Genomic DNA, 23,753 nt, shown 5'->3' with positions numbered 1-23,753 from the left:
ATGCCGTGCCGCCGCCGGCACCGGGGCGAGGCACGGGAGTTGCTGTGGCGCTCAGTCAGATCGACAGGAATGGCTTGAACATGCCGGCTTCACATTTCCCCGCCGCCGCCGCGCGCGAGATCCTGCCATCGATGCCCCGCATCGTGGTCGTTTCGCCCCACCTGGACGACGCCGTGCTCAGCTGCGGCGCGCTGCTGGGCGCGCGGCCGGGCAGCACGGTGGTGACTGTCTACACCGGCATGCCGGACGCCGCGCATGTGCTGACGGATTGGGACCGCCGTTGCGGCTTCGGCAGCGCGGACGAGGCGATGCGGGAACGGCGGCGGGAAGATGCCAGGGCCATGGCCCTGGTGCGCGGCCGCGGCCTGGCCCTGGGATTTCTCGACAGCCAGTACGCCGCGTGCGCCGACGCCTGCCTGCCGGCGCTGACCGAGGCGTTGATGCGCACGTTGGCCGAACTGCGGCCGGACGCGGTGGCGATTCCGCTTGGCCTGCTGCATGCCGACCACGTCCGCGTCAGCGATGCGGGGTTGATGGTGCGCGATGCCTGGCGCGGGCCGGCCTGGCTGGCCTACGAGGACGTGCCGTACCGTTGCCTGCCCGGCATCGTCCAGGCGCGTTTCGCGCGGCTGCATGGCCGGGGCGTGATCGCCGCGCCGGCCGACCTCGCGCTGGATACGCGCGCCAAGCCCCGGGCGGTGGCGGCGTACGCCTCACAGCTCAAGGGCCTGCAACGCGCGCCGGCCGACCTGGGCCGCGAGGAACGCTACTGGCACCTGGTGGACGGATGACCGCCGTGGCGCTCCCGGACCCGCGCATCGCCATCGTGGTGCTGACCCGCAACCGGCGCGAGGAGCTTCGCCGCACGCTGGAGCGGCTGGTCTCGTTGCCACGCCGTTACGCCATCATCGTGGTGGACAACGGCAGCGAGGATGGCAGCGCCGATGCCATCGAGCGCGAGTTTCCCCAGGCGCAGGTGCTGCGGGCCGGCGCCAACCTGGGGGCGGCCGGCCGCAACCTGGGCGTAGCGCGCGTGACCACGCCCTATGTCGCGTTCTGCGACGACGACACCTGGTGGGCGCCGGAGGCGCTGGCGCGCGCGGCCGATATCCTCGACCGGCATGAATCGCTCGCGGTGCTCAATGCGCAGGTGCGGGTTGGTCCCGAGGCGCGGCTGGATCCGGCCTGCGCGGCAATGGCGCGCAGTCCCTTGCCGCCGCTGGCCGGCGTCGGGCCGGAGCTGGTCGGCTTCATGGCTGGCGCCTGCGTCATGCGGGTCGACGCCTTCCGGCGCGCGGGCGGCTACTGGCCGCGTTTCTTCATCGGCGGCGAGGAAGCGCTGCTGGCGCTGGACATCCGTGCCGAGGGTGGGCGCATTGCCTACGCGCCGGCCGTGCAGACCCACCATTGGCCGTCCGCGCAGCGCGATGTGCCGCAACGGCGCCGCCTGCTGGCGCGCAACGCCCTGTGGACGGCATGGCTGCGCCTGCCCATCGGCCTGGCGCTGGCCCGCAGCTGGGCGGTGCTGCGCGCCTTGCCCGGCTGGCGGTCCCGCGCCCGCGCCTGCGCCGACGCGCTGGCGCAATGGCGCTGGGTCCGGCGTCATCGCCGCCCGGTGCCGCCCGAGCTGTGCCACGCGTTGCGGCGCGTCTGGCGCGACGACGCCCGTCATTGAAGGTCCATTCATCGACAAGGAGAACACCATGAAATCCCTGCCCCTGGCCGCTTATTGGGAACGCGATGCGGCCGCCCAGGCCGTGCGGCTGGCCCTGCCCATGCTGGAGGCCGCGCGCGCCGACACCCGCGTCGGCGAAAGCGGCTTTCTGCACGTGGTCGTCATGAATCCGCTGGCCAGGCCGGGCGAATGCGATTTTCCCAGCGCCATCCTGTACGAGGAAAGCGTGGGCGATCCACAGCGCTGGGATGCCGACTATGGCGCGTTCGCCCGCGGCAAGGCGCGCCTGAGCTGGCGCACCGGCCTGTCCAGCCACGAGGTCATCGTGGCGCGCCCGCACCTGCTGCAGGCCAAGGATTCCACGGTATGGGGCAGCGTCTGCATCGACGGCATCGTGGTGGCGGTGAGCGGCGCCAATCCCTGGTTCGACGAGGCCTTCGCGGCCGCGGTGGCGCATCTGTTCAAGGCCGTCGTGCGCGGACGGCGGGAAGCCGCCCTGCGCGGCTGACATCCTGGGCCGCGCGCCGCCCGTCCTGGGCGGCACGCGGACGGGCCAGGTCGGCGCGCGCAGGCCGGGCGCCGCCGGCGCGGAACGCGGGTTGCTGGCCACGCCCGCTCACCGGCGAGGAGGCCTGGCCATGAACGGATCCGACACGAAAAACGCCCGCGAAGCGCGCAACGCGGTGACGCGCACGATTCTGCAAGCCCTGTGGAAGTACCGGGGACGCACGGCCGCCGCGCTGGCGCTGCTGGTCGCCGCCAAGCTGCTGATGGTGCTGGTGCCCGTGCTGCTCAAGCACATCGTCGACACCTTGAGCGCGCCCGGCCTGCTGACGCTGCCGGTATTCCTGCTGCTGGGGTATGCCCTGGTGCGCTTTGGCGGCAGCGTATTCACGGAACTGCGCGACGTGGTGTTCTCCCAGGTCGTGCAGCGGACGGTCGCCGATTTCACCGTGTCGGTCTTTTCCCGGCTGCAAAGGCTGGGGTCGCGCTTTCATGGCGCGCGCCAGACCGGCGCGCTGGCGCGGGACGTCGAGCGCGGCACCACCGGTGTTGGTTTCCTGCTGGGAACCGGCCTGTTCACGCTGTTGCCGACCTTGGTGGAGATCGTGTCGGTGGTGCTGATCCTAGTGATGGGCTACAGCGCCTGGTTCGCGCTCATCGTGCTGGTCACCTTCACGGCCTATTCCGCCTACACCCGCGTGCTGGTGCGCAAGCGCATGGCCTATCAGCGGCGTCTGAACGAACTGGACTCCAAGGCCAGCGGCCGCATGGTCGACAGCCTGCTGAATTACGAGGCGGTCAAGCTCAATGCCAATGAAGGGCTGGAGGCCGAGCGCTTGGGCGGCGTGCTGGGCGACTGGGCCCAGGTGGGCGTGCGCAACCAGCGCTCGCTGTCGCGGCTGCACGTAGGGCAGAGCGGCATCATCGCCTGCGGCGTGGCGGCGGTGATGGTGCTGGCCGGCCAACAGGTGGTGGGCGGCCAGATGACGGTCGGCGACCTGGTGCTGGTCAATGCCTACATCATCCAGATCTGCCTGCCCTTGAACACGCTCGGCCTGGTCTTTCGCCAGGCCAAGGAGGCGTTCGTCAATGCGGAGCGCGTCTGCGACCTGCTGCGCCAGCCGGTCGAGACCGGCGATGATCCGGCCTTGCCGTCCCTGGAACCCGGGGGCGGGGACATTCGTTTCGAAAACGTCGGCTTCGGCTACGAGCCGGGCCGGCAGATCCTGTGGAACATCGATTTCTCGGTGCCCGCCGGCACCACGCTGGCGGTGGTGGGGGGCAGCGGCTCGGGCAAGTCGACCCTGGCGCGCCTGTTGTTCCGCTTCTATGACGTGGACAGCGGCCGCGTGTCGATCAACGGCCAGGACCTGCGCGCGGTCAATGTGCGCAGCATCCGCCGCGCGTTGGGAATCGTGCCGCAGGATACGTTGTTGTTCAACGAAACGATCGCCTACAACATTGCCTACAGCAAGCCCGGCGCCACGTCCGACCAGGTGGTCCAGGCGGCGCGGGGCGCGCGCGTGCACGAATTCATCGAAAGCCTGCCGGCCGGCTACGACACGCCGGTGGGCGAACGCGGCGTCAAGCTGTCGGGCGGCGAACGCCAGCGCATCGCCATCGCGCGGGCCATCCTGAAGAATCCGGCGATCATGGTATTTGACGAAGCCACCTCGGCGCTGGATACGCGCACCGAGCGCGCGATCCAGGCGGAACTGCAGCGCATCTCCACGGGCCGCACCACGCTGATCATCGCGCACCGCCTGTCGACCATCGTGCACGCGCACAACATCCTGGTGCTGGATCACGGCCGCATCGTCGAGCAGGGCAGGCACGAGGAGCTGTTGGCCAGGCAGGGCATGTACGCGCAGATGTGGGCCTTGCAGCGCCAGCAATCGGCCCTGGAGGAAGCGCAGGGGCGTTCGACGCGGCAGCCGGTCAATCTGGTCGCCGTGGTCGCCGGCGTGTTGGACGCCTCGCGCGAGGCCGCGCAGGAAAAAGGCGTCAACCTGTACACGCAGATCGGCGGCGAGGCCGCGCGCATCACCGGCGATCCCAGCGAGCTGCAGCAACTGGTGTGGAGCCTGTGCCTGCACGCCATCGCGGTCACGCCGCCGGGCGGGCGCGTGGGCATCCGCCTGCACCGCGAAGGGCCGCTGACCCGCTTGACGGTGACGGACGGGCGCGGCGAACCGGGCCGCGACCCGGCGCTGTCCGATGCTGACTTTCACCTGAATCCAACCGACGCGCTGCGGGCGGCGGTGGCGATCGATCCGGCGCAGTTGGCGGCGCAGGCGCAACGCCAGGGCGGCGCGTTCCACGGCGCGCCCGCGAACGACGGCGGCCAGGCGTATTCGGTGGATTTCCCGGTGCGCGCGGTGGAGCCGGCCGCGTTGCGCACCGACATGAACCTGCCCGATCTGCACGGCGTGGCGGTGGTGCTTGTCGACGACCAGCCCGAAGCGCGCGAGATGGTCGCCGAGATCCTGCGCGAGCAGGGCGCGCGCGTCGCGCAGTACGCCGACGGCCAGCAGGTGCTGGCCGCGCTCGAAGCCCTGCCGGCGGCGCGCTGGCCACAGGTGCTGATCTGCGACCTGTCGCTCGGCGATATCGATGGCTATGAAGTGATCGACCGCATTCGCGCGCTCGAAGCCGAGCGCGGCGCGGCGCTGGCGCATCGCCTGCCCGCCATCGCGCTGTCCGGCCACGCCAGTCCCGATTACCGGTTGCGCAGCCTGCTGGCGGGATTCCAGGTCCACCTGGCCAAGCCGGTCGATCCCAACGAGCTGCTGGCCACCGTCGGGACCTTGTTGCCGCCGTCGCCCGCCCGCGGCGCTTCCGCGGCCTGAGCGGCCCGGCACTTCTTACACGGCATAGTAAGAAGTACCGGATCGCGTCCGCCCGGCGCCACGGACGCCGCGCCGGTATGGCGTTCGCCGCAGCTCATCATGTCGTCCCCACTCGCCGCGCCCGGCATCGCGGTTCGGCACAGCACTTGCGATATCGGTGCATCCACGCGGGACCCGTACCCGCGGTTTTTCTCGAATCGCAACAGGAGAGCCGACATGAATCGTCGACCCGGACAGCCGCCTCGCCAATACCAGGACGATCCCGACCGCGAGCCATGGCGGGACCCGGCCCCGTCCTATGGCTACCAGGGCCAGGGCACCCGTGCCGCGCCCGGCGCCCGCGGCACGCATGCCGGCGTGCGCAGCCGCAGCGCGGATCCGGGCCAGAGCAGCTACGGCGGCTTCAGCAATGAGGATCCTTCCTATCAGCGCCAGCAGGTGTACGGCCGCGAGCCGTCCCGCCGCGCCGCGCCGTCAGGCCCCGACTCGTACGGCAGCGAGGACGGCGGCTTCTACGGCAACCGGCCGCCGTGGCGCGACGATGCCGAGATGATGTCGTTCGCCACCGCCGAACGCGGCGAACCGCTGGGCGGCATGACCTCATGGCGCGAGCGCCAGGCCGGACGCACCGACCCCAAGGGCTATGTGCGGTCGGACGAGCGCGTGCGCGAGATTGTGTGCGAATACCTGGCGCACAGCGGCCTGGACGTGAGCGACGTGTCGGTGGACGTGGCCGATGGCTGCGTCACCCTGACCGGCACCGTGCCGGACCGCCGCACCAAGCATCGCATCGAAGACTGCACCGACAGTTGCGCTGGCGTGCAGGACGTGGACAACCGCATCCGCATCGCCGGGGCGCCCGTCCGAACCGGAGCGGAACAATGAAAAAGATCGCCATCATCAGTGAACACGCTTCGCCGCTGGCGGTTGCCGGCGGCGTCGACAGTGGCGGACAGAACGTCTACGTCGCGCACGTGGCGCGCGAACTGGCGCGCGCCGGCCTGCAGGTCGACGTCTTCACCCGCAAGGACAATCGGGAACTGGAACCGGAACACGCCTGGATGCCCGGGGTCAAGGTGGTGCACGTGCCGGCCGGGCCGGAAGTCTATCTGCCCAAGGAGCAGATGCTGCCCTACATGGATGATTTCTCGCGCTACCTGCTGCGCCATGCCGCCAGGCAGGACAAGGCCTATGACGTCATCCACGCCAATTTCTTCATGTCGGCCTGGGCCGCGCTGCCGCTCGCGCAGCGCTACGGCATCCCGCTGGCCGTGACGTTCCACGCGCTCGGCAAGGTGCGTCGCCAGCACCAGCAGGAGGCCGACCTGTTCCCGGACAGCCGCTTCGATATCGAAACCGAGATCGTGCGCCGCGCCGACCGCATCATCGCCGAGTGCCCGCAGGACCGGCGCGACCTGATGGCGTTGTACGACGCCGACCCGCGCCGGATCGACATCGTGCCCTGCGGCTACGACGCCGCCGAGATGGCGCCCCGGCCCATGACGCGGGCGCGGCAGGCGCTGGGCTGGGACCATCAGGATTTCACCCTGCTGCAGCTGGGCCGCATGGTGCCGCGCAAGGGCGTGGACAACGTGATCCGCGCGCTCGGGCGCCTGCGCCATCGCCACGGCATCAACGCCAGGCTGTGCGTGGTGGGCGGAAATTCGGACGACGCCGATGCCACCGCCACGCCCGAGATCGCGCGGCTGCGCCAGATTGCGCAGGACGAGGGCGTGGCGCCGTGGGTGGAGTTCACCGGCCGCCGTCATCGGGATGACCTGGCGACCTACTACGGCGCCTGCGATGTGTTCGTGACCACGCCGTGGTACGAGCCCTTCGGCATCACGCCGGTCGAGGCCATGGCCTGCGGCCGGCCGGTGGTGGGTTCGGATACCGGCGGCATCCGCAGCACGGTGGTGCATGGCAAGACCGGCTTCCTGGTGCCGCCGCGCGACCCGGACAGCCTGGCCGAGCGGCTGGCCCAACTGGCCGCCGATCCCGCCCTGCGCGCCCGCATGGGCGAGGCCGGACGCCTGCGGGCGCGCCGACTCTACACCTGGAAGCGCGTCGGGCTGGACTTGCTGGCGGTGTATCGGCAGATGGCGGCGCAGGCGGCCCGGCCGGATCGGCACGCGCCGCGCATGGCGGCTTGAGATCAGGAGCGAAAGATGCAGGAATCCGATAGTTTGAAAGGGCGGGTGGTGCTGGTGACCGGCGGCGGCAGCGGCCTGGGACAGGCGCTTTGCAGCATGCTGGCGGGCGAGGGCGCGCGCGTGGCGGTGGCCGATATCGACGAGCGCCGCGCACGGCAGCTGGCCGAGCGGCTCCAGGCAGAAGGCGGGGACGTCATGGGCTGCGTCATGGATGTGGGCGTGGCGCGTGATGTGCAGGACGGGCTGGATGCCGTGGTGCGCCGCTTTGGCCGGCTCGATGCCGTTGTCAACAGTGCCGGCATCGACGTCACCGCGCCCATCGGCAAGCTCGACGCCGATGTCTGGGAGCGCGTGCTGCGCACCAATCTGACCGGCCCCTTCCTCATGGCCAAGCTGGCCAAGGACCTTCTCAGCCCGGGCGGCCACATCGTCAACGTGGCCTCGACGGCGGCGCGGCGCGCCTGGCCCAATGCCAGCGCCTACCATGCCAGCAAGTGGGGCCTGATGGGGCTATCACATGCCCTGCATGCCGAACTGCGGGCTGAAGGCCTGAAAGTGAGCGCGGTGATCGCCGGCGGCATGCGCACCCCGTTTCTGCTGGACCGCTTTCCCGACATCGACGTGGATACGCTGCAGGACCCGGCCAATGTCGCCCGCGCCGTGCGCTTCGTGCTGACGCAACCGGCCGAGACGGTGGTGCCCGAGATCATGGTGCTGCCCATGCGGGAAACGTCATGGCCTTGAGGCCGGCGGTGTTCCTCGACAAGGACGGCACCGTGCTGGTCGACGTCCCGTTCAATGTCGACCCGGGGCGGATGGCGTATGCGCCCATGGCCCATGCCGGCCTGAACCGCCTGGGCGCCGCCGGCGTGGCGCTGGTGGTCATCAGCAATCAATCCGGGGTGGCGCGGGGCCTGTTCCCGCTGGCGGCGCTGGAGGCGGTGCGGACCCGGCTGGCGGCAATGTTCCGCGCCGCCGGGGCGCGCCTGGATGGTTTCTACTGTTGCCCGCACCATCCGCAGGGCCGCGTCGCCGGCTACGCCGTCGAGTGCGCTTGCCGCAAGCCCAGGCCGGGCCTGCTGTTGCAGGCCGCCGCGGAGCTTGGCCTGGACCTGTCCGCGTCCTGGTTCATCGGCGACATCCTCGACGACGTCGAGGCCGGCCACCGCGCCGGCTGCCGCAGCCTGTTGCTGGACGTGGGCAACGAGACCGAATGGCGCGAGGGGCCGCTGCGGATTCCGGATGCGCGCGCGCCCGACCTGGATGCCGCGGCGCGCCGGGTGCTGGCGGCGAGCGGGCGCGCAGACAAGACGCAAGCGCTGGCGCCGTCCGGGCAGGCGGGAGGCGGATGATGGCGCCGCGGTGGCAGGATTGCGCCCATGTGCTCGGCGTGCGCCTGGACAACATGGGCGACGTGCTGATGTGCACGCCCGCGTTGCGGGCGTTGCGCCAGTCCGGCGCCACCCGCCTGTCCTTGCTGACTTCGACCTCCGGGGCGCGGCTGGCGCCGTTCGTGCCGGAGCTGGACACCGTCCTGGCCTACGACGCCGCGTGGATCAAGAATGAGTCGCGGGGAAACGCCGATGACGTGGACGCCATCGGGCGGCTGCGCGCCTTGCGGCCGGACGCGGCGGTGGTGTTCACCGCCTACAGCCAGAGCGCGCTGCCCGCGGCACTGCTGTGCCACCTGGCCGGCATTCCGCGCGTGTTGGCTTACTGCCGGGAGAATCCCTACCGCCTCATCACCGACTGGGTGCGCGAGACGGAGCCCGCCGACGGCATCCGCCACGAGGTGCAACGGCAACTGGACTTGGTGGCCGAAGTGGGGGCGCGCGCCGACCATGCCGGCCTGTCGTTCCAGGTGCGGCAGCAGGACCGGGTGTCGCTGGCCTGGAAGCTGCACCGCCAGGGCGTGACCGAGACGGGCGGCTGGATTTGCGCGCATGCCGGCGCCACCGCCCCTTCGCGGCGCTATCCGGCGGAACTGATGGTGCGGGCGCTGACCGCACTGCGCGGCGACGGTCGCCGCATCCTGCTGCTGGGCGGCCATGAGGACCCGGCGCTGGCGCCGGCCCTGGCCGCCGCGCGGCCGCTGCTGCCGGGCCTGATCGACCTGTCGGGCGAACTCAGCCTGGGCGAGCTGGGCGCGGTGCTGGAGGCGGCCGACGTTCTCATCTGCAACAACAGCGGGCCGGCGCACATCGCCGCCGCGCTCGGGCGGCCGGTGGTGGATCTGTACGCACTGACCAATCCCCAGCACACCCCCTGGATGACCGCCGCGCGCGTGCTGAACCAGGACGTTCCCTGCCGATACTGCTATCGCAGCGTGTGCCCGCAGGGCCATCACGCTTGCCTGGCCGGTGTCGATCCCGAGCGCGTCGCGGCCGCGGCGCGGGAATTGCTTGGCGGCGGGCGGGCCGATGCCCGCGCCGCCAGGAAGGAGATGCCATGTTTACCCTAGGAATCAACGCAGCCTATCATGATTGTTCGGCCACCCTGGTGCGCGACGGCGCCGTGGTCGCGGCGGCCGAGGAGGAGCGCTTCACGCGCGTCAAGCATGGCAAGCGGCCGGTGCCGTTCACCACCTGGCAGCTGCCCTACCATGCGATCGATTACTGCCTGTCGGCGGGCGACATCCGCCTGCGCGATGTCGACCACATCGTCTACTCGTATGACCCGGCGCTGCTGGCAGGCAGCCGGCCGCTGGCCGGCGACATCACGCTGCCGCTGGAGCCTTCGCGCGCCGCCCTCGGCGCGGCGGGCGAGTCGCCCTGGGACCCGCTGTTCCTGTCGTACCTGGTGAACGCGCCGCGCCAGCTGCTGGACGGCGTGCCGCACCACCTCAAGTCGCCGCGTTTCGACGCCCTGACGCTGGATCACATCATGGAGCGCTGGGTGTTCCTGGATCACCACCTGTGCCACGAGGCCAGCGCGTTCCTGGCGGCGCCCTGTGCGGATTCGGCCGTGCTCACCATGGACGGGCGCGGTGAACGCACCACCACCAGCTATGGCCATTTCTCCGATGGAGAGTACGCCCGGCTCAAGCAGATCGACCTGCCGCATTCCCTGGGGCTGCTGTACGAGGAAGTCACCCGCTACCTGGGGTTCCTGCATTCTTCCGACGAGTACAAGGTGATGGCGCTGGCCTCGTTCGGCAAGCCCGAATTCCGCAAGGAGTTCCGCGAGATCCTGCGGCTGGAGGAAGAGGGCGGCTATTCGGTGCAGCCGGCGCGGCTGGCCGAACGCTTCGGTCCGCCGCGCCAGCGCGGCGCGCCGTTCGAGGACAGGCACAAGCATATCGCCAGTTCGCTGCAGTACGTGCTGGAGGAAACGGCGCTGCACATGGCGCAGTGGCTGCACGAGAGAACCGGCGCGCGCAATCTCAGCATGGCGGGCGGCGTGGCGCTGAACTGCGTGATGAACGCCCGCATCGCGCGCGATGGTCCGTTCGATAGCGTCTGGGTGCAGCCGGCCGCGGGCGATGCCGGCACCTCGCTGGGCGCGGCGCTGTACGTGGACTATCACCGGCGCGGCGGCAAGCGCGCATGGGCCATGGAGCACGCGTATCTGGGGCCTTCCTATGGCGACGAGGAGATCGAGCGCTTCCTGTACGGCGCCAAGCTGGATTTCCGTCGGCTCGACGACGTGGCCGGCGAGACCGCCGCGCTGCTGGCGCAGGAAAAGATCATCGGCTGGTTCCAGGGGCGCATGGAGTTCGGGCCGCGCGCGCTGGGGGCCCGTTCCATCCTGGCCTCGCCACTGGACAGCGCCATGCAGGCGCGCCTGAACGGGCTGAAGGACCGCGAGGACTTCCGGCCGGTGGCGCCGGTCGTCATGGAGGAGCGCGCCACGCAATGGTTCGACGGCCGCGGCGCGGACGCCATCTGCGCGCCCTTCATGCTGTTCGTCTACGACGTGCTGCCGCACCGGGCCAGCCGCATTCCCGCGGTGCGCCATATCGACGGCACCGCGCGCGTGCAGACCGTGCGGCGCGACCAGAACTCGCGCTACTACGACCTGCTGGCCGCCTTCGAGCGCCTGACCGGCGTGCCGGTGCTGGTCAATACCTCGTTCAACACCCGCGGCGAGCCGGTGGTATGCACGCCGCGCGATGCGGTGGAGTGCTTCTGGACGTCGCCGCTGGACGCGCTGGTCATCGGTTCCTATCTGGTGGAGAAGCCGCGATGAACGCGCCCGCGACGCCTTCCGTTTCGGTGGTGGTGCCGACCTACAAGCGGCCGGCGCTGCTGGCGCGCTGCCTGGCCGCCTTGTCCCGCCAGGATTTTCCGCGCGACGCCTACGAGGTGCTGGTGTGCGACGACGCCGCCAGTGCCGCCACCCGGCGCCAGGTGGAAGGGCTGCGGCGCGAATGGGGCGGCATGCCGGCCTTGCGGTACCTGCCGGTGTCCGGCACCCGGGGGCCGGCCGGCGCTCGCAATCTCGGCTGGCGCGGCGCCAAGGCCGAAATCATCGCGTTCACGGATGACGACACCATCGCCCACCCGGATTGGCTGCGCCACGGCGTGCGCGCGCTGGACGCGGATGTCGCCGCGGTGACCGGGGAGACCGACATGCCGCTGCCGGATCCGCCCAACGATTATGAGCGGGACGCGGCCGGCCTGACCCGGGCCGAGTTCATCACGGCCAACTGCTTCGTGAAACGTTCGGCGCTGGTGGCGGTGGGCGGCTTCGACCCGCGCTACACCATGGCGTGGCGCGAGGATTCCGACCTGCATTTTGCCCTGCTCGACCATGGCATGGCGGTGCGGCGCGCGCGCCACGCGCGGGTGACGCACCCGCTGCGGCCGGCAGGTTTCGCGGCCGGGCTGGGCATGCAGAAAAAGGTGATGTTCGACATGCTGCTGCGCAGGAAGTACCCGCTGCTGTATCGCAGCCGCATCCGCGCGCGGGCGCCGCGCTTCTACTTGGCGGTCACCGCGTCCCTGGTGTGCGCGCTCGCCCTGGCGGCGCTGGGATGGCGCGCCGGCGCCATGGCCGCGCTGGCGGTGTGGCTGGGGCTCACTGCCCTCTTTTTTTGGCGGCGCCTGCGCGGCACCCGCCAGACCGTGCGCGACGTCGCCGACCTGGCAATCACGTCCGCCTGCATTCCGCTGTTGTCGATCGGCTGGCGCGCCATCGGCCTGTTGCGATTCGCCAGGGCCAGGCCATGACGGCCGCGCTGCTCGCCACGCCCCCCGCGAACCGGATCGCCGTATTCCGGGCGCTGCAGCTGGGCGACATGTTGTGCGCCGTGCCGGCGCTGCGCGCCCTGCGCCAGGCCTTTCCGCAGGCCAGGATTTCGTTGATCGGGCTGGCCGGCGCGCGCGAATTCGTGGCCCGCTTCCACGCCTACGTCGACGAGTTGATCGAATTCCCTGGCATTGCGGAGTTCCCCGAGCAGCCCTGCCGGCCGGATGAATTGCCGGCCTTCTTTCGCCGGGTGCGGGCGGCCCGGCCCGACGTGGCTTTGCAGATGCACGGTAGCGGCGTCCATTCGAACCGGATCGTGAGCCGGCTGGGCGCGGCCCGCTGGGGCGGATTCGTGGCCGACGCCGGCGCGCAGATCGAGGGGCGGCGCCTGTGCTGGCCCGACGACCTGCCCGAGCCGCAGCGCTATCTGGCGCTGCTGCGCTTTCTGGGCCTGCCCGCCACCGACGACCGCCTGGAATTCCCGTGCGGCGACGAAGATGCCGCCGCCGCGCGGGCCTTGTTGCGCCGCCACGGGCTCGATCCGGCGCGCCTGGTGCTGATGCACCCGGGCGCGCGGCTGCGTTCGCGGCGCTGGCCGCTGGCGCGCTATGCCGAGGTGGCGCGCGCCTTGCGCGGCGCGGGTTGGCAGGTCGCCTTGACTGGCTCGGACGCCGAGCGGGCATTGACGCGCGAGTTGCGCCAGCGCGCGGGCCTGGCGCTGCCCGACCTGTGCGGCGCCACCACGCTGGGCAGCCTGGCGGCGCTGTTGAGCGCCAGCCGCCTGCTGGTATGCAATGACACCGGCGTCTCGCACCTGGCCGCGGCCATGGGCGCGCGCAGCGTGGTCGTCGCCTGCGGCAGCGATGCGCGCCGCTGGGCGCCGCGCGACAGCCGGCGCCACGTGGTGCTGGCCGCGCCCGTGCCGTGCCGGCCGTGCGCGTACGAAAGCTGCCCGATCGGCCACCCCTGCGCGCTGCGGGTCACGGTGGCCGACGTGCTGGCGCGGGCGCAGGAGCAATTGGCGCGGGGGCTGCCATGACCCAGTCCCGCATGCCGCGCGGCCGGCGCCTGCGCATCCTGACCTGGCACGTCCACGGCAACTATCTCTATGCCCTGGGACAGGTGCCGCACGACTTCGTGATACCGGTGCTGCCGGGCAATCCGGCCGGATACGGCGCGCTGGGCAGCCGCATCCCCTGGGGGGACAACCTCGTCCAGGTGCCGGCGGCCGCGCTGCGCGACCAGCGCCTGGACTGCGTTCTGTACCAGTCGCGCCAGAACCTGGAGGATGCCCGCTTGCTGCTGGACGACGCGCAGCGCGCGCTGCCCAGCGCCTACCTGGAGCACAATCCGCCGGAACCGCATCCCACCGACACCCGCCATCCGTTTCACCACCCGCGCGGCCTGCTGGTCCACGTGACGCCGTTCAACGCGCACATGTGGGACAACGGCGACATGCCGGTGCGGGTCATCGAACATGGCGTGCCGCCGCCCCGAGTGGCCTATGACGGCAGCGTGGCGCGCGGCATCGTGGTGGTCAACCACCTGGCGCGCCGCGGCCGTCGCATCGGCCTGGACCTGTTCGAGCGCATGCGCGCCCAGACCCCGCTGGACCTGATCGGCATGGACTCGCAGGCCCTCGGCGGGTTGGGAGAAGTGCCCAATATGGAAGTGGCGGCCTGCCTGGCGCGCTACCGCTATTTCTTCAGCCCGATCCGCTACGCCAGCCTCGGGCTGTCGCTGGTGGAGGCCATGCTCTGCGGCGTGCCGGTGGTGGGCTTCGGCGCCACCGAATTGCCCACCGTCATCAGCAACGGGGTGAACGGCTACGTGGACACGCGCATCGAACGCCTGGCGCAGGTGGCGCGGCAACTGCTGGCCGAACCCGAACTGGCCCGGGCGTGGGGGGCGGCGGGGCGTGAAACCGCCCTGCGCCGCTTCGGCATGGAACGCTTCGTGGCCGACTGGCTGAACGCATTCGACTCGCTTATGGAGGCGGCATGAACATGATGAATTTGCCCAAGGGGCGCGCCCTGGTGGCGGGCGGCGCGGGATTCCTGGGCTCCAACCTGTGCGCGCGCCTGCTTGCCGACGGCTGGGAGGTGATGTGCGTCGACAACTTCCAGACCGGGCGGTCGCGCAATGTGGCGATGCTGGCGGCCCATCCGCGCTTTGCCGTGGTGCGCCACGACATCGTCGAGCCGCTCGCCGATGTGCAGGTCGACCGCATCTACAACCTGGCATGCCCCGCTTCGCCGGTGCACTATCAGGCCGATCCCTTGAAGACGTTGCGCACCTGCGTGCTGGGCGCCATGCAATTGCTGGAGCTGGCGCGGCGCTGCGGCGCGCGCGTGCTGCAGGCGTCCACCAGCGAAGTCTATGGCGATCCGCTGGAGCATCCGCAGCGCGAAGGTTATTGGGGCCACGTGAACCCGGTGGGGCCGCGCTCCTGCTACGACGAGGGCAAGCGTTGCGCCGAGACCATCTTCATGGAGTACGCCGCGCATGAAGGCGTGGACGTGCGCATCGCGCGCATCTTCAATACCTATGGACCGCACATGTCGCCCGACGACGGCCGCGTCGTGTCGAACTTCATCGTCCAGGCGCTGGCCGGCAAGCCGCTGACCATCTATGGCGATGGCACGCAGACCCGTTCGTTCTGCTACGTGGACGACTTGATCGACGGCCTGGTGCGCCTGATGGAAAGCGTGCCGCCGGACGTGCGGCCGGTGAACCTGGGCAATCCCGCGGAGCTGACGATGCTGGAAATGGCGGACATGGTCCGCACCCTGACGGGCGCCAACGTGCCGCTGGTGCATCGCGACCTGCCGGTCGACGACCCGACGCACCGCTGCCCGGATATCTCGCTGGCGCGGGAGCGGCTCGGGTGGACGCCGCGCATCGCGCCGGTCGAAGGCATGGCGCGCACGGTGGCGTATTTTTCCAGCGAGGCCGGCGCCGTCCGGGGGGCCGCGGGGTTGCTGCGAACAGCCGCGGACGCGGCGGCGGGCGTGGCCTGAGGCTGGCGCCGGCCAGCCGCGCCATGACGCCCGCCGGGCATGGCGTTTGCTGCCGATGGGAGACCCCCCGGATGGATTCCTCCCCCGGGGCGGACACACTCCGCAAAGACGAGGCACACCATGAAAGCCAAAGACAGCCACACCCATTCTTCCCTGGACGATACCCCGCGCGAGAGCCAGGCCAGCCACAGGGATACCCAGAACCGTTCGAAGAAGGCGGGCCATACCTCGCAGATCGGCACCGGCCAGGATCAGCAAAGCCAGCGCAATCGCGGCGCCGGCGCGCGCAGCAAGCCCTGAATCGCGGCGGGATCGGCGCGCGGCATCGCCTTGCGTGCCGCCCTCGCGCCAGCCTGCCGCGCGCGGCCAGGAGAAAATCATGAGACATCATTCGTATCGTGGCCAGCGCCTGCAGGCGCTGGCGCTGGCCTTGGGCATGGCGGTCGGCCTGCCGGTCGCGACCCGCGTCGCCGCCGAGCCGGCCAGCGGCGGCGCGGGACAGGGGACGCAGGAATCCGGCAAACCCGCCCCGGCGCCCGCGCCCATGCCGCCCAACGCCGCGCCCGGGCCGTCCAAGGGCGACCCGTCCGCGCCGCCGCCCACCATACCGAAGGGCGCGCCGGCCGATGGCGCCACCCAGCCCACGCCGGGGCAGGGCACGGTCAAGGGGTCCACGGCCAACCCGGCGCCTGACGGCCGGCTGCCCGGCGGCAGGGCGGGCTCGGGAGGCAGCAAGAGCAACGAATTCGGGCGGTAGGCGGCGGCCGGGGGCGGACGAATGCCGGCCCTGGCGCGCATGCCGCGAGGCTGGCCGCGCCAGGTCGCGGCGCCGCCAGCACGGTTCAGGCCGGCAGGCGCGACAGCAGGGTCAGCGTGGCCAGCAGGGCCGCGCCCAGCGCCCACAGCATCAGCGCCAGCCGCAGGCTCAAGGACAGTCGGGCGCGGCGCCGGGGCGGGTCGACGGCAAGGGGCAGTGGTGCGGCGGCGGGCGCCTGGTCGGCATTGGCCGCGGCAACCCGGGCGGCGCCTGAACTCGCCCGCGGCGGCGTCAGCGACACCACCGCGTTGCCGATCAGCACCGAAGACGAAGCCGTCTTGGGGTGGCTCATGGCGGGCTGCTCCATACCGACGCCTGCCGGTACTGTTCGGCCCGCGCCAGCGTTCTGTAGAAGTCGGCGCCGGCGCGGACCAGGGCCTCGATTTCCCGTGGCGACAGCTTTTCCTTCAGTGCCGCCAGGCTTTGCGCGTAGTCGGACAGGACCTCCGGCCAATCGGCCAGGGGCCGGTCGGAAACGGAGGTCGCCAACATGCGCGCCAGCAACTCATCACGGTCCATGGCACGATCCCCCGGGCAGCCATACCCGTCGCGGTCATTACTTGTCGGTGGCCTGTTTCAAGGTCTTGGCCATCTGCAAGTGCTGTTGCAGGGTGGGCAGCGTCTGGATGGCGAACTGCTTGACGTCGGGGTCCTTGACGTCGTTCGACGCCTTTTCGAACAGCTCGACGGCATCTTCATGCGCGCCCACGCCGATTTCGTCGGCATAGGCCTTGTCGAAGCCCTCGTCGCGCAGGCCCAGCGCCTGCAGGCGTGCCTTCTGCACCAGCGAAGGCTCGGTCGGCACCTCGTATCCCTTGCTCTTGGCCAGCGCGGCCAGTTGCTGCCCGGCCTTGCCATGGTCATCGATCATCTTCTGCGCGAAGGTCTTCACCTCGCCGCTGCGCGCCTTTTCCAGGGCCAGCTTGCTGCCCTCGACTTCCAAGTGGCCGGCCTGGGCGGCGTTTTCCATAAAGTCGCGATCGCCGCTGTCCAGCTTGGTCGGGGCCGGCGCGGATGGGACGGCCTGCTGCGCCATGCCGGCTTGCGGGCCGCCGAGAGTGAACAGCGCGAACAGCGAAACCGTGGTCAGGGTGCGGAGGGTCATGGAATTCTCCTGGAGTTGGATAGGGCATCGTGAAAGGAGTGGCGAGCATCGATGACGGCCAGCCGATCGGGCCGCCTTGGGCAGCAGCAAGCCGCGTTCCCGGCGGCGGGGGCCGGACCACAATGCGGACCACAACGCGGACCACAACGGGGCAGCGGTATTTTTTACCGCCGCGACGCCATGCCCCGGCATCGCTTGACGGCGCATGGCTCAAGGGCCCGCCTCAGGCCGCGTCGTCGCCGGGCGCCGGGCCGGGACGGCCGCCGTTGCGCGCCGCGTCCGGCGGCGCATGCGACACGCCGGCGCCGGTTTCGTCGACCACGCCGTCGGGGGCGATATCGCTGCCGCCATCCTCCGGCGTCAAGGGGTCGGCGGTAGGCCGGTCGCCAGTGCCTTGGGCGTCGCTGTCGCTGTCGCTTTGAGGGGACGACGCCGGCAGGTCGCTGGGAGAATCCGACGAGTCGCTGGGGCCGGCGGGGGGCGAGCCAACGGGGTCGGGAATACGGGAGGGGACGGACATGACTGACTCCTTGCGGGATAGCCTCGGGCTTGCCGGCACAGCATCTGGCGTTCCCGGGAGCGGCGTGGCCTATGCCCGCCTCACTGCGGCTTGCGGACCTGGATGTTGTTGCGCACTTCGTTCACGCCGGGCACCTGGCGCGCGGCCGCGATGGCGTTCGCGGCGCTGTCTTCGTCGTCGGCGAAGCCGCTCAGCTGCACCGTGCCGCGGTAGGTTTCGACCTGGATGGTGTTGGATCGCAGGCCGGGTGCGCGGATCAGGGCTTCGCGGACCCGCGCCGTCACCGCCACGTCGTCGGTGTATTGGCCGGTGCTGCGGCGGCCGCCTTCCGCGGCGCAGCCGGGCAGCACGATCACGCAGGCGATGCCGAGCAGGGCTGCGCGCAAGATCTGGATGGGAACCATGTGAATCTCCTGTTTGCGGAACGCGGCAGTGCGCTCCGCAAAGCGGCGCAGCAATCGCTATGCCCGTGGCGGCCGCGGGCCGTGGTTCAGCCCAGCCGCCGCAGCACGCGCGCCACCCGCGCGATGCCGCCCGTGCCGCTGGCGGCGCGGCCGACCAGCGTGGTGCCGGCCAGGGTCAGCAGCATGCGGCGCAGCGGCGTGCCGCCGCGCATGCCGCGCCGCATGAGCCATACGCCCAGGCCCAGCACCGCCAGGTGCTCGCCGGGGAAGCCGGGGCGGGCGGCGTCGATCTCGCGCATCCGGCGCAGCCAGGGAGCGTTGGCGGCGCGTCCGGCCTGCGCGGGATGCGGATCGTCGGCGGTGGCATCGGCCGGTTCGATGTCCTCTTCCGGCACGGCGTTGCCCGGCGCCTGGCCGCGGGCGTCCTCCGAATCGGCGGGAGCGCGCGGCGCGGGCGCGGCGGGGGAAGGGGGCGCCGCGCGTGGCAGGCGCGGCGTCGAGTCGGGATGGGGCATGGCGGGCTCCTGGTAACGGGAAGGCGCGGATGGCCAGGCCCCGTTGCCAGCAAGCGCCGCTCCCGCGTCCGGCGGGGCGCCGGCTCAGAAGCGCGTATGCCTGCCGAACGGCTGCTCGGCGGCGGTCGGCTTGTCGAAGGTCGCGGTGTCGCCGTTCAGGTCCGCCACGTGGATCTGCGCCAGGCGGGTCGCTTCGTCGATGGCGGATTGGGCGGACGCAAAGCGTTCATCGATGGCGATGCGTTCCCTGCCCGGACCGGCGGCGGGGGAGATCAAGGTGTACCCGATGCGCCAGGCGCCGTCGTCGTGGACCGGGCGTTCGATCTGGAAATCCCATTTGGTGTTTTCCATGGTGCCTCCTGTGGTGCTTGCTGTCAGGTGCTTCCATGCTAACGCGATCGATCCGGCCCTCCCAACCGCTCAAACGGCCTGCAGCGTGCCGCTCACATGGATGCGGGTGTCGCCGCCGACCCAGACCTGGCCGCTGTCGTCACGCGATAGATGGACGCGGCCGCGCCGGCCCAGGCGCGTGCCCTGGGCGGCGACATAGTCGTGGTCGATCCATCCCTGCGCGAAGAACCACTGCGCCAGCGCGGCGTTCAGGCTGCCGGTGACCGGGTCCTCGACGATGGCGCCGGCCGGGTCGGAAAAGAACGCGCGCACTTCGAATGCGGCTTCGCCGCCCGGCGCGTGAGGGCCGATCACGCCGATGTCGACCGGCGTCGGCCAGCGTCCGGCCGGTTCGAGCGAGAGCACCTTCTCCGCCGACGCCAGCCGGATCCCCAGCCATCCCGGGCCGTTGTCGACCCAGGCCGCGGCCAGGATGTCGCGGGCCTCGATGCCCAGCAGCCGCCGCGCCTGCTCCAGTTCGTCCGCGTCCGGCGCGCCCGCGCGGATCAGCGGCGGGGCGGCGAAGGCCAGCCGCCGCGGGTCGCGCCGGATGCGCACCAGTCCGGCGCCGCACTCCTGCATGACGTGGATATCGTGGCGCGGCGCATGTGCCGCCAGCCACGCGTGGCTGGTGCCCAGCGTCGGATGGCCGGCAAAGGGCATTTCGCGGTCCAGCGTGAAGATCCTGACGCGGTAGTCGGCCTGCGGATGGGTCGGCGCGACCAGGAACGTGGTCTCCGACAGGTTGAACCAGCGCGTCAGGCGTTGCATGTCGGACGTCGACAGCGCGTCGGCGCCGCTGACGACCGCGACCGGATTGCCGGCAAGCGGGCCGGCGCCGAAGACGTCGACCATATGGACAGTGAGAGGCATCATGTCAGTGCGCAGTTCGATGAAAGGGAAGCCGCGCCGCGCGGCGCGGGCAGGGAAGGGCGATCCATGCGGGCTCAGCCGCGCCAGAACAGCAGCTTCAGCCCCGCGGCGGCGAACACCGCGGCGAGCGCGCCTTCGATGGCGCGCCGCGCTCGCGCGTACAGGGCCGCCATCGACGCGGTCGAGAACAGCAGGGCGTAGCCGCCGAACACGCCCACGCCCAGGGCCACGCAGCCGCCCACGATGGCCGGCAGTTCGTGGGCGGCGCCGTCCGGACCCATCCCGAGCGAGATGATGGCGGTCCAGGCCATGATGGCCTTGGGATTGCCGACGTGCATGAACACGCCCTGGCGGTAACGGGCGCCGAGTCGCCCAGTGCTGCCCGCCGCGCGCGGCGCCGCGCAGGCCGCGGCCGGCCGCAAGGCGGACCGGCCCGTGCGCGCGGCCAGGTACAACAGGTAAAGGCCGCCCGCGATCTTGAGAAGTGCCAGGGCCTGCGCATAGGCGTTGAGCACGGCGGCGATGCCGGTGGCGGCCAGCAGCGCCCAGAACAGCGAACCCGTGACGACGCCGGCCGCCAGCGCCAGGGCCGGACCGCGGCCGTCGCGCATTGCCGTGGCCATGATGGCCATGGTGCTGGGCCCCGGGCTGGCGGTGGCGATCAGATAGGTGCCATAGACCATGGCGAGGTGGCTGGCATTCATGCCGGCTTGCTCCGGGTGAGACACCGCCTTGCGCCCTCAGGGCAGCAGGTCGGCGCGGTGGACGATGTGGATCTTGTTGCCGTCGGGATCGCGCAGGTAGGCGCCGTAATAGCCGTTGCCGTAGCGCGGGCGGGGCCCGGGGGCGCCTGCGTCGGCGCCGCCGTGCGCCAGGCCGGCGGCGTGCGCCGCGTCGACCGCGCCCGCCGAAGGCGCCAGAAAGGCCGTCATGGCGCCGTTGCCCGCGCTCGCGGGTTCGCCGTCATAAGGGGTGTAGACGTAAAAGCGCGGCAGCGCGGCGTGCGCCGCGACCCAGCACAGCGCCGCCGGGCCGCCATCGGGCGAGACGGGGCGGCGGCGCAGTCCCAGCGGGGACAGCACTGCATCATAGAAGCGGCCTGCGCGTTCGAGATCGCGCGTGCCGACGGTAACGTGGCTGAACATGGGTTCCTCCAGGCCGGCCGACATCGCGGCCGGAGCATCCGGCAGCGAACGGGCGGGAGACTGCGGGATCAACGTTACACTATTGAAGACAGCAAAAAGTGTCATGTGACGCTTATTTTTGGAGGCCGCCCGGATGCTGCTGCAATCGCCCTGGATTCCCCGCCTGGCGAACATCGAGGCCAGCCCGGCCGAGCGCCTGGCGCTGGCGCTGGCCGACGATATCGTCGAAGGGCGGCTGGCCGGCGGCGACCGCCTGCCGGCGCACCGCGACCTGGCCAAGCGGCTGCGCATCGGCCTGGGTTCGGTGACCCAGGCCTATGTGTCGCTGGAGCGGCGCGGCCTGACGCGCAGCGTGCAGGGGCGCGGCACGTTCGTCGCAAGCCGGCAGGCGCCGGGCGACGCGGTAATCGACCTGTCTTCCAACGCCCCGCCGGCCGCCCTCGATGCGCGCGTGCTGGCGCGCACCCTGGCCGGCATCGCGCGCAGCATCGACGCCGACCATTTCAATCTCTACGCGCCGCCGGGCGGCCACCTGGAACACCGCCGCGCGCTGGCCCGTTGGCTCGAAACCGTCGGCCTGCCCGTGGAGGCCTCGCACCTGGTGTTGACCAGCGGCGCGCGCCAGGCGCTGTCATTGGCCATCGAACTGGCCTGCGGCCCGCGGGGGGTGCTGCTGACCGAGAGGCTCACGTATCCCGGCGCCCTGGCCCTGGCGCGGAGGCAGGGCTGCCGTGTGCGGGGCGTCGAGATCGATGGCGAGGGCATGGTGCCGCAATCGCTCGCCGCCGCGCTCGAGGCGACCCCGGCAACGGCGGGCCGGGCGGTCTACCTGACCCCGACCCTGCACAATCCGACGACCGCGACGATGGGCGCGGCGCGCCGGCGGGCCATTGTTGACCTTTGCCGCCGCGCGGGAGCATGGATCATCGAAGACGGCGTCTATTCGGTGGCGGCGCCCCATCTGCCGCCGTTGGCGGCCCTGGCGCCGGACCTCTGCCTGCACGTCAATGGCATGTCCAAGGCGCTCGGCCCGGGTTTGCAGATCGGCGCGCTGGCGCTGCCCGCCGCCTTGCGCGACGCGGCGCGGGAACGGTTGCGCGACCTGCCAGCGGGGCCGTCCGCGCTTGCCTGTGCCGTGGTGCAGGAATGGCAGGCCAGTGGCATGATCGCCGCATTGCAGCGCGACTTGCTGCATGAGGCGCGGCGGCGCGCCGGCCTGGCCGCGTCGATCCTCGGGACGCATGCCCTGGCGTTGTCTGCCGACGCCTATCATGCCTGGCTGCCGATGGCGAGCGCGGCGGCCCGGCGCTTCGTGGCCGCCGCCGCCGACAGGGGCGTGCGCCTGACGCCGCCGGAAAGCATGATGGTCGATGCCGCGGACCGCCGGGCGGGCGTGCGGCTCTGCCTGGGCGGCCCCGCTTTCGCGGACCTGGAGGCGGCCCTGACGCGGCTGGCGGGCCTGCCAGGCCGGGCGGGATGAGCCGGGGGGGCGTGCGCCTGCCCGCTCAGACCCCCACGGCGTCCGCGGATGCGGCCCCGGCAGGTCCGGGGCTGGCGCCGGGCTGTCCACGCAGGGCCGCGATGTCGCGCTTGGGCGGCACGCCATACAGACGGCTGTACTCGCGGCTGAATTGCGAGGGGCTTTCGTACCCCACCTTGAACGCGGCGCTGGCCACGTCCAGGTATTCGTTCAGCATCAGCCGCCGCGCCTCGTTCAGCCGCAGCCACTTCTGGTACTGCAGCGGGCTCATGGCGGTCAGCTGGCGGAAATGGTGGTGGAACGTCGGCGGGCTCATCTGCACGCGCGCGGCCAGGTCCTCCACCCGCAACGGCAGCGCGTAGTGCCGCTTCAGCCAAGAGATCGCCCGCGCGATGCGCTGGCCCTGGCCATCCACGGCGGTGATCTGCCGCAGCCTGGCGGCCTGGTCGCTCATCAACAGGCGGTAGTGGATTTCACGCAGCACCAGCGGCGCCAGCACGGGGATGGCGTCGGGCTCATCGAGCAGGGCCAGCAGGCGCGTGAACGGCGCCAGGATGGTCGGGGTTGCCGTGCCGATGCCGACACCGATTCCCTGGGCGCGTTCGCGCGGCGCCAGCGTGTCGCCCTGGGCGATGAGCTCGGCCAGGATGCGCAGGTCCAGCTTCAGCGCCAGGCCCAGGCAGGGATGCTCGGGCGTCGCCGCCGTGACTTCCGAATCGCCGGGCAGGTCCAGTGACGTGATCAGGAAGCGTGAGGTATCGTAGGGAAATGCCTGCCCGCCGATCCACATCTGCTTGGCGCCCTGCACGACCAGGACGATGCTGGGTTCGACCAGGCAGGCGCAGGCCGGCGCCACCGCGTCGCGTCGGAACAGGCCCAGCCCCGCAATGGCGGTGTCGAAGTCGCCCGGCCCCGGGGTCCGTCCGCCGATGACGCGCGCCAGCGCCTGGCAGGAAATGTCATGATGCGCCGCCGCATCGGGTGTCAGTGTCATGGTTGGCCGCAACCTCCTGGACGCACTGTACCCGCCCGGGAACGGCTTGCACACAAAGTCATCAATCCCTCATAGGATCAGGCAAGAAATTCAGCGAAATGCGCTACCAGCGATGGGCG

General features: G+C 71.1%; 28 protein-coding genes. 17 read left to right on the top strand and 11 right to left on the bottom strand.

The genetic code is table 11. From position 1 onward, the window contains the following. Nucleotides 1-80 precede the first annotated feature (80 nt). The 16 genes from ACVN9Z_RS27060 (at nucleotide 81) to ACVN9Z_RS26985 (ending at nucleotide 16,148) form a co-directional block, all read left to right on the top strand. On the top strand, nucleotides 81-791 hold the full coding sequence (locus tag ACVN9Z_RS27060) for a PIG-L family deacetylase (protein WP_458212851.1): 711 nt from the start codon (nucleotides 81-83) through the stop codon (nucleotides 789-791). After that, a complete protein-coding gene (locus ACVN9Z_RS27055) occupies nucleotides 788-1,675 on the top strand; it encodes a glycosyltransferase family 2 protein (protein WP_269877397.1) in 888 nt (295 codons plus the stop codon). The genes ACVN9Z_RS27060 and ACVN9Z_RS27055 overlap by 4 nt, the downstream gene beginning before the upstream one ends. Before the next feature lie 28 nt (nucleotides 1,676-1,703). Further along, nucleotides 1,704-2,183: a hypothetical protein gene (locus tag ACVN9Z_RS27050; RefSeq protein ID WP_026382858.1), complete on the top strand. Its 480-nt coding sequence runs from the start codon at nucleotides 1,704-1,706 to the stop codon at nucleotides 2,181-2,183. Between the two features lie 130 nt (nucleotides 2,184-2,313). Beyond that, the gene (locus ACVN9Z_RS27045; protein WP_026382857.1) at nucleotides 2,314-5,028 is read left to right on the top strand and encodes an ATP-binding cassette domain-containing protein; all 2,715 of its coding nucleotides are present in this window, start codon (nucleotides 2,314-2,316) and stop codon (nucleotides 5,026-5,028) included. 216 nt (nucleotides 5,029-5,244) lie between these two features. Beyond that, nucleotides 5,245-5,913, top strand: a complete 669-nt coding sequence (locus tag ACVN9Z_RS27040; RefSeq protein ID WP_020928714.1) for a BON domain-containing protein — start codon at nucleotides 5,245-5,247, stop codon at nucleotides 5,911-5,913. After that, entirely contained in the window at nucleotides 5,910-7,181 is a 1,272-nt protein-coding gene (locus ACVN9Z_RS27035) for a glycosyltransferase family 4 protein (RefSeq protein ID WP_458212850.1), read from the top strand. Before ACVN9Z_RS27040 ends, ACVN9Z_RS27035 begins: the two co-directional genes overlap by 4 nt. A 15-nt stretch (nucleotides 7,182-7,196) precedes the next feature. Beyond that, a complete protein-coding gene (locus ACVN9Z_RS27030; RefSeq protein ID WP_054505819.1) occupies nucleotides 7,197-7,925 on the top strand; it encodes an SDR family oxidoreductase in 729 nt (242 codons plus the stop codon). Beyond that, on the top strand, nucleotides 7,916-8,533 hold the full coding sequence (locus ACVN9Z_RS27025; protein ID WP_150100795.1) for a D-glycero-alpha-D-manno-heptose-1,7-bisphosphate 7-phosphatase: 618 nt from the start codon (nucleotides 7,916-7,918) through the stop codon (nucleotides 8,531-8,533). Before ACVN9Z_RS27030 ends, ACVN9Z_RS27025 begins: the two co-directional genes overlap by 10 nt. Continuing rightward, on the top strand, nucleotides 8,530-9,642 hold the full coding sequence (locus tag ACVN9Z_RS27020) for a glycosyltransferase family 9 protein (protein ID WP_035199726.1): 1,113 nt from the start codon (nucleotides 8,530-8,532) through the stop codon (nucleotides 9,640-9,642). The genes ACVN9Z_RS27025 and ACVN9Z_RS27020 overlap by 4 nt, the downstream gene beginning before the upstream one ends. Further along, nucleotides 9,630-11,369, top strand: a complete 1,740-nt coding sequence (locus ACVN9Z_RS27015; RefSeq protein ID WP_047991348.1) for a carbamoyltransferase family protein — start codon at nucleotides 9,630-9,632, stop codon at nucleotides 11,367-11,369. Before ACVN9Z_RS27020 ends, ACVN9Z_RS27015 begins: the two co-directional genes overlap by 13 nt. After that, a complete protein-coding gene (locus ACVN9Z_RS27010; protein ID WP_020928708.1) occupies nucleotides 11,366-12,352 on the top strand; it encodes a glycosyltransferase family 2 protein in 987 nt (328 codons plus the stop codon). The genes ACVN9Z_RS27015 and ACVN9Z_RS27010 overlap by 4 nt, the downstream gene beginning before the upstream one ends. Continuing rightward, entirely contained in the window at nucleotides 12,349-13,410 is a 1,062-nt protein-coding gene (locus ACVN9Z_RS27005; protein WP_458212849.1) for a glycosyltransferase family 9 protein, read from the top strand. Before ACVN9Z_RS27010 ends, ACVN9Z_RS27005 begins: the two co-directional genes overlap by 4 nt. Next, nucleotides 13,407-14,375 (top strand): glycosyltransferase, encoded by a 969-nt coding sequence (locus ACVN9Z_RS27000; protein WP_390624453.1) that lies wholly within the window; start codon nucleotides 13,407-13,409, stop codon nucleotides 14,373-14,375. The genes ACVN9Z_RS27005 and ACVN9Z_RS27000 overlap by 4 nt, the downstream gene beginning before the upstream one ends. 2 nt (nucleotides 14,376-14,377) lie before the next feature. Continuing rightward, the gene (locus tag ACVN9Z_RS26995) at nucleotides 14,378-15,391 is read left to right on the top strand and encodes a UDP-glucuronic acid decarboxylase family protein (RefSeq protein WP_054445678.1); all 1,014 of its coding nucleotides are present in this window, start codon (nucleotides 14,378-14,380) and stop codon (nucleotides 15,389-15,391) included. A 120-nt stretch (nucleotides 15,392-15,511) separates the two neighbouring features. Further along, the gene (locus tag ACVN9Z_RS26990; protein WP_020928704.1) at nucleotides 15,512-15,691 is read left to right on the top strand and encodes a hypothetical protein; all 180 of its coding nucleotides are present in this window, start codon (nucleotides 15,512-15,514) and stop codon (nucleotides 15,689-15,691) included. 79 nt (nucleotides 15,692-15,770) lie between these two features. Next, complete coding sequence (locus tag ACVN9Z_RS26985) at nucleotides 15,771-16,148, top strand: hypothetical protein (RefSeq protein ID WP_395500728.1); 378 nt, start codon at nucleotides 15,771-15,773, stop codon at nucleotides 16,146-16,148. Between the two features lie 85 nt (nucleotides 16,149-16,233). Here ACVN9Z_RS26985 and ACVN9Z_RS26980 read toward each other — a convergent pair whose 3' ends face one another. The 10 genes from ACVN9Z_RS26980 to ACVN9Z_RS26935 form a co-directional block, all read right to left on the bottom strand. Beyond that, the gene (locus ACVN9Z_RS26980; RefSeq protein WP_024069713.1) at nucleotides 16,234-16,500 is read right to left on the bottom strand and encodes a hypothetical protein; all 267 of its coding nucleotides are present in this window, start codon (nucleotides 16,498-16,500) and stop codon (nucleotides 16,234-16,236) included. Beyond that, complete coding sequence (locus ACVN9Z_RS26975) at nucleotides 16,497-16,727, bottom strand: hypothetical protein (protein ID WP_006384560.1); 231 nt, start codon at nucleotides 16,725-16,727, stop codon at nucleotides 16,497-16,499. Before ACVN9Z_RS26975 ends, ACVN9Z_RS26980 begins: the two co-directional genes overlap by 4 nt. A 37-nt stretch (nucleotides 16,728-16,764) precedes the next feature. Continuing rightward, nucleotides 16,765-17,313: a DUF4142 domain-containing protein gene (locus tag ACVN9Z_RS26970; RefSeq protein ID WP_395500729.1), complete on the bottom strand. Its 549-nt coding sequence runs from the start codon at nucleotides 17,311-17,313 to the stop codon at nucleotides 16,765-16,767. 223 nt (nucleotides 17,314-17,536) lie between these two features. Further along, the gene (locus ACVN9Z_RS26965) at nucleotides 17,537-17,833 is read right to left on the bottom strand and encodes a hypothetical protein (protein ID WP_045953268.1); all 297 of its coding nucleotides are present in this window, start codon (nucleotides 17,831-17,833) and stop codon (nucleotides 17,537-17,539) included. A gap of 80 nt (nucleotides 17,834-17,913) precedes the next feature. Then, entirely contained in the window at nucleotides 17,914-18,237 is a 324-nt protein-coding gene (locus tag ACVN9Z_RS26960) for a BON domain-containing protein (protein ID WP_024069710.1), read from the bottom strand. 86 nt (nucleotides 18,238-18,323) lie between these two features. After that, nucleotides 18,324-18,752, bottom strand: a complete 429-nt coding sequence (locus tag ACVN9Z_RS26955) for a hypothetical protein (RefSeq protein ID WP_020928698.1) — start codon at nucleotides 18,750-18,752, stop codon at nucleotides 18,324-18,326. 84 nt (nucleotides 18,753-18,836) lie between these two features. Then, a complete protein-coding gene (locus ACVN9Z_RS26950) occupies nucleotides 18,837-19,103 on the bottom strand; it encodes a hypothetical protein (RefSeq protein ID WP_006384599.1) in 267 nt (88 codons plus the stop codon). Nucleotides 19,104-19,172: 69 nt separating this feature from the next. Beyond that, nucleotides 19,173-20,015 carry a PhzF family phenazine biosynthesis protein gene (locus tag ACVN9Z_RS26945; protein WP_458213525.1) on the bottom strand — a complete coding sequence of 281 codons (843 nt, stop codon included), beginning with the start codon at nucleotides 20,013-20,015 and terminating at the stop codon, nucleotides 19,173-19,175. Between the two features lie 74 nt (nucleotides 20,016-20,089). Beyond that, complete coding sequence (locus ACVN9Z_RS26940) at nucleotides 20,090-20,719, bottom strand: LysE family translocator (protein ID WP_024069708.1); 630 nt, start codon at nucleotides 20,717-20,719, stop codon at nucleotides 20,090-20,092. A gap of 36 nt (nucleotides 20,720-20,755) precedes the next feature. Continuing rightward, the gene (locus ACVN9Z_RS26935; protein WP_054470616.1) at nucleotides 20,756-21,160 is read right to left on the bottom strand and encodes a VOC family protein; all 405 of its coding nucleotides are present in this window, start codon (nucleotides 21,158-21,160) and stop codon (nucleotides 20,756-20,758) included. Nucleotides 21,161-21,293: 133 nt separating this feature from the next. Here ACVN9Z_RS26935 and ACVN9Z_RS26930 point away from each other — a divergent pair, with 133 nt between their 5' ends. Further along, nucleotides 21,294-22,640, top strand: coding sequence for an aminotransferase-like domain-containing protein (locus tag ACVN9Z_RS26930; protein ID WP_458212848.1), 1,347 nt, complete (start codon nucleotides 21,294-21,296; stop codon nucleotides 22,638-22,640). 25 nt (nucleotides 22,641-22,665) lie between these two features. On the opposite strand, the gene ACVN9Z_RS26925 is transcribed toward ACVN9Z_RS26930, so the two are convergent. Next, complete coding sequence (locus ACVN9Z_RS26925; protein ID WP_047991341.1) at nucleotides 22,666-23,634, bottom strand: AraC family transcriptional regulator; 969 nt, start codon at nucleotides 23,632-23,634, stop codon at nucleotides 22,666-22,668. Between the last annotated feature and the right edge of the window lie 119 nt (nucleotides 23,635-23,753).

The organism is Achromobacter sp. KK8 (genome assembly GCF_054188005.1).
The sequence above is the reverse complement of the archived record's forward strand: the minus strand, read 5'-3'. Positions and strand labels throughout refer to the sequence as shown.

Coding starts and splice junctions, on each gene's coding strand:
- ACVN9Z_RS27060 (WP_458212851.1), top strand. CDS start 81: ATGCCGGCTTCACATTTCCCCGCCGCCGCCGCGCGCGAGATCCTGCCA.
- ACVN9Z_RS27055 (WP_269877397.1), top strand. CDS start 788: ATGACCGCCGTGGCGCTCCCGGACCCGCGCATCGCCATCGTGGTGCTG.
- ACVN9Z_RS27050 (WP_026382858.1), top strand. CDS start 1,704: ATGAAATCCCTGCCCCTGGCCGCTTATTGGGAACGCGATGCGGCCGCC.
- ACVN9Z_RS27045 (WP_026382857.1), top strand. CDS start 2,314: ATGAACGGATCCGACACGAAAAACGCCCGCGAAGCGCGCAACGCGGTG.
- ACVN9Z_RS27040 (WP_020928714.1), top strand. CDS start 5,245: ATGAATCGTCGACCCGGACAGCCGCCTCGCCAATACCAGGACGATCCC.
- ACVN9Z_RS27035 (WP_458212850.1), top strand. CDS start 5,910: ATGAAAAAGATCGCCATCATCAGTGAACACGCTTCGCCGCTGGCGGTT.
- ACVN9Z_RS27030 (WP_054505819.1), top strand. CDS start 7,197: ATGCAGGAATCCGATAGTTTGAAAGGGCGGGTGGTGCTGGTGACCGGC.
- ACVN9Z_RS27025 (WP_150100795.1), top strand. CDS start 7,916: ATGGCCTTGAGGCCGGCGGTGTTCCTCGACAAGGACGGCACCGTGCTG.
- ACVN9Z_RS27020 (WP_035199726.1), top strand. CDS start 8,530: ATGATGGCGCCGCGGTGGCAGGATTGCGCCCATGTGCTCGGCGTGCGC.
- ACVN9Z_RS27015 (WP_047991348.1), top strand. CDS start 9,630: ATGTTTACCCTAGGAATCAACGCAGCCTATCATGATTGTTCGGCCACC.
- ACVN9Z_RS27010 (WP_020928708.1), top strand. CDS start 11,366: ATGAACGCGCCCGCGACGCCTTCCGTTTCGGTGGTGGTGCCGACCTAC.
- ACVN9Z_RS27005 (WP_458212849.1), top strand. CDS start 12,349: ATGACGGCCGCGCTGCTCGCCACGCCCCCCGCGAACCGGATCGCCGTA.
- ACVN9Z_RS27000 (WP_390624453.1), top strand. CDS start 13,407: ATGACCCAGTCCCGCATGCCGCGCGGCCGGCGCCTGCGCATCCTGACC.
- ACVN9Z_RS26995 (WP_054445678.1), top strand. CDS start 14,378: ATGATGAATTTGCCCAAGGGGCGCGCCCTGGTGGCGGGCGGCGCGGGA.
- ACVN9Z_RS26990 (WP_020928704.1), top strand. CDS start 15,512: ATGAAAGCCAAAGACAGCCACACCCATTCTTCCCTGGACGATACCCCG.
- ACVN9Z_RS26985 (WP_395500728.1), top strand. CDS start 15,771: ATGAGACATCATTCGTATCGTGGCCAGCGCCTGCAGGCGCTGGCGCTG.
- ACVN9Z_RS26980 (WP_024069713.1), bottom strand. CDS start 16,500: ATGAGCCACCCCAAGACGGCTTCGTCTTCGGTGCTGATCGGCAACGCG.
- ACVN9Z_RS26975 (WP_006384560.1), bottom strand. CDS start 16,727: ATGGACCGTGATGAGTTGCTGGCGCGCATGTTGGCGACCTCCGTTTCC.
- ACVN9Z_RS26970 (WP_395500729.1), bottom strand. CDS start 17,313: ATGACCCTCCGCACCCTGACCACGGTTTCGCTGTTCGCGCTGTTCACT.
- ACVN9Z_RS26965 (WP_045953268.1), bottom strand. CDS start 17,833: ATGTCCGTCCCCTCCCGTATTCCCGACCCCGTTGGCTCGCCCCCCGCC.
- ACVN9Z_RS26960 (WP_024069710.1), bottom strand. CDS start 18,237: ATGGTTCCCATCCAGATCTTGCGCGCAGCCCTGCTCGGCATCGCCTGC.
- ACVN9Z_RS26955 (WP_020928698.1), bottom strand. CDS start 18,752: ATGCCCCATCCCGACTCGACGCCGCGCCTGCCACGCGCGGCGCCCCCT.
- ACVN9Z_RS26950 (WP_006384599.1), bottom strand. CDS start 19,103: ATGGAAAACACCAAATGGGATTTCCAGATCGAACGCCCGGTCCACGAC.
- ACVN9Z_RS26945 (WP_458213525.1), bottom strand. CDS start 20,015: ATGCCTCTCACTGTCCATATGGTCGACGTCTTCGGCGCCGGCCCGCTT.
- ACVN9Z_RS26940 (WP_024069708.1), bottom strand. CDS start 20,719: ATGAATGCCAGCCACCTCGCCATGGTCTATGGCACCTATCTGATCGCC.
- ACVN9Z_RS26935 (WP_054470616.1), bottom strand. CDS start 21,160: ATGTTCAGCCACGTTACCGTCGGCACGCGCGATCTCGAACGCGCAGGC.
- ACVN9Z_RS26930 (WP_458212848.1), top strand. CDS start 21,294: ATGCTGCTGCAATCGCCCTGGATTCCCCGCCTGGCGAACATCGAGGCC.
- ACVN9Z_RS26925 (WP_047991341.1), bottom strand. CDS start 23,634: ATGACACTGACACCCGATGCGGCGGCGCATCATGACATTTCCTGCCAG.